The 2,859-nt window shown below is 71.2% G+C and carries 3 protein-coding genes and 1 pseudogene; all 4 read right to left on the bottom strand.

All coding sequences use genetic code 11. The annotated features are described in order from the left end of the window. Window positions 1-840 (bottom strand): NAD(P)H-hydrate epimerase (locus tag VFF46_RS23645; protein WP_325039383.1); only part of this gene is annotated, 840 nt, incomplete at its 3' end. 3 nt (window positions 841-843) lie between these two features. Beyond that, window positions 844-1,194: a holo-ACP synthase gene (locus VFF46_RS23640; protein ID WP_325039382.1), complete on the bottom strand. Its 351-nt coding sequence runs from the start codon at window positions 1,192-1,194 to the stop codon at window positions 844-846. 123 nt (window positions 1,195-1,317) lie between these two features. Beyond that, window positions 1,318-2,319: a LacI family DNA-binding transcriptional regulator gene (locus tag VFF46_RS23635; RefSeq protein WP_325039381.1), complete on the bottom strand. Its 1,002-nt coding sequence runs from the start codon at window positions 2,317-2,319 to the stop codon at window positions 1,318-1,320. A 32-nt stretch (window positions 2,320-2,351) separates the two neighbouring features. Beyond that, window positions 2,352-2,859 (bottom strand): annotated as a pseudogene (locus tag VFF46_RS23630) (alpha-glucuronidase); the annotation flags it as partial.

The following is a 2,859-nucleotide window of genomic DNA, read 5'->3' as shown; positions in this document are numbered from 1 at the left end:
GGCGGCCTGGAGCGACTGGACCTCGGCGGGCGGGACGTCCAGTCCGATGTCGACCAGGTGGACCGGCCCGCACGCGGACGCGGCCGGATCGACCAGATGGCAGACCTTGTGCGTCCCGAACGTGACGGTCAACGCGGCCCGCACATGCGGCTCGGGCGTCTCGCCGGTGTCCACGTCCACCCCCGACGGGGTGTCGACGGCGACGATCGGTACGCCGTACCGCTCGACCAACCGCACCACCGCCAACGCATCGGGCCGAAGCCCCGGCCGCCCACCGATCCCCACAATCCCGTCAACCACAACATCCGCAGACGCGATCGCATGCTCAACCCCCGCCCCCACCAACACCCCGCTGGCCGAACCACCCTGCACCCCACCAGCCGGAAAAACCTGCACCGCACCAGCCGGACCACCCTGCACCGCACCAGCCGGACCACCGTGCGCCCCGGCGACCGGAGCAGCCTGCACTCCACCAGCCGGAGCAGCCTGCGCTCCGGCAGCGGCGGCAGCATGCGCCCCTGCGGGCAGGGCCGGGTGGGCTCGACCGCCGGCTGCCTGGAGGGCGGCGAGGCCGGCTTGGTGGGCGTTCGGGGAGAGGAGGACGGCGGTCACCTGGGCGCCGCGTCGCGCGAGGCGGGCTCCGGCGTACAGGGCGTCTCCGCCGTTGTCCCCGGAGCCGACCAGCAGCACGACCCGCGCACCGTACGTGCCACCCAAGAAGTTGCCAATGGCAACCGCTAGGCCAGCCGCCGCGCGCTGCATCAGCGTGCCCTCAGGAAGCCGGGCCATCAGCTCGGCCTCGGCCGCGCGGACCTGCTCGACAGTGTGCGCCTGGCGCATCGGTCAGCCCTCCAGGACGACGACCGCGGACGCGATGCCGGCGTCGTGGCTGAGCGAGAGGTGCAGGCTCTGGACGCCGAGCTTGGCTGCCTGCGCCGCGACCGTACCGGTGATCTCCAGCCACGGCCGCCCGGTCTCGTCGGTCTGTACCTCGGCGTCGTGCCAGTGCATCCCGGCCGGCGCCCCCAACGCCTTCGCCAGCGCCTCCTTGGCCGCGAACCGCGCCGCCAGCGAAGCCGGCGGCTTCACCGCCTCCAGCGCGGTGAACACCCGGTCCCGCAACCCCGGCGTCCGCTCCAGCGTCCGCATGAACCGATCCACGTCGACCACATCGATACCCACGCCGACGATCATGCGAGCAAGACTAACCGAGGCGGCCAGGGCGACAGGAGGTGTGCCGCCGCCCGGCCGATTTCCTCGCGTGCCCAGGCGTGGAGTCCGCCGCAGTGGGCGTATACGTCCTGTCGAGCGGCCGAGCTACACCGGCGGCGCGGTGGAGTGACGAATCCGCATGTCGACTGCCAGGTCCAGACGGAGGGCGGTCGGGGTCTTGCCCCGGGAGAGGTCGAGGACCACCCGGGCGGCCAGTTCGGCCATCTGGTGAAGGGGTTGGTGGACCGTGGTGAGAGCGGGCGTGACCCACTGCGCGACGGGGAGGTCGTCGTAGCCGACCACCGAAAGATCGCGCGGGATGTCGAGGCCCAGCTCACGAGCCGCCTGGTACACGCCGAGCGCCTGCATGTCGCTCCCGGCGAAGATCGCCGTCGGCGGGTCGGGCAGGCGGAGCAGCGTCAGCGCCTCGCGGTATCCGCCGCCGACCTCGAAGTCCGCCCACCGGATCAGCTCCGGCGCGATCTCCACGCCGGTCGAGCGGAGCGCGTCGGTGTAGCCGTCGACGCGTTGCCGGGAGCAGAGGGTGTCGATCGGGCCGCCGATCATCGCGATCCGTTCATGCCCGAGGGTACGCAGGTGCGTGGTGGCGAGCCGCCCGCCGTTCCAGTTCGCGGAGCCGATCGACGGTACGTCGTCCCCGACGTCGCCGACCGGGTCCACCACCACGAACGGGATCCGCCGGGTCTCCAGCTGCGCGCGCTGGTCGGCATCCAGGTCCGAGAACACCATGATCACGCCGACCGGCCGCCGGTTCAGCACCGACTCGATCCACTCCTGCCGCGGCCGGAGCGCGCCGCCGCACTCGGACAGCACCAGCTCGACGCCCTCGGACCGGGCAACCTCCTCGACGCCGCGGATCAGCTCCATCGCCCATTCGCCGCCGAGCTGGTTGAACACCAGGTCGATCATCGGACCGGCCGCAGTACTCGCGCTCCGCCGTCGATACCCGTGCTCCTGGATCAGGCTCTCGATCCGGGCCCGGGTCGCCGCGGCCACGTCCGACCGCCCGTTCAGCACCTTGGACACGGTCGGCACCGACACCCCGGCCTGCTCCGCAATTTTCGCAATCGTCGGCCGCTCGCCCACCACACCTCCCGGTCCGAAACTTTCGCTCCAGCCTACCGGTGGATCGTCCTGCCATGGGTGTCCGGGATGCCGCTCAGGCGATAGAAGTAGGTGTTGACCTGGTCGCGCCACTCCCGGGCGTTGGCCAGTTGCCGGTCGAAGCGGGCGGTGACGTTCTCCCGTACGGCGGGCTCGAAGCGCTCGGCAATCACCCGCCAGCGCGCGACGATCGCCTCCACCTCGGCGTACCCCTGGAAGTGGGTGTCGTAGATGTGCTGCAGCACCGTGCTCCCGCTCTGCAGCACGTGGTCGTACGGGACGTGGTGGAAGAACAGCAGCAGCTCGTCCGGACACGTGTAGACGTCCTCGTACACGCTCGCGAGCGGCTCCGGGTACTGCCCGGTGAACCCGGAACCGGTCTTCACGGTCCGGTCGGCGCCGACGCCGTACCGGTCGGCGTAGTGGTACGCCCCACGCCCGGAGTACTCGTATCCGTTGACGTTCGGCCCGTAATGCGTCTCCGGCGTGACCATGTACCCGACCCCCAGCGGCGCGGTGTAC

It is taken from the genome of Kribbella sp., from assembly GCF_035655035.1.
GTDB lineage: Bacteria > Actinomycetota > Actinomycetes > Propionibacteriales > Kribbellaceae > Kribbella.
The sequence above is the reverse complement of the archived record's forward strand: the minus strand, read 5'-3'. Positions and strand labels throughout refer to the sequence as shown.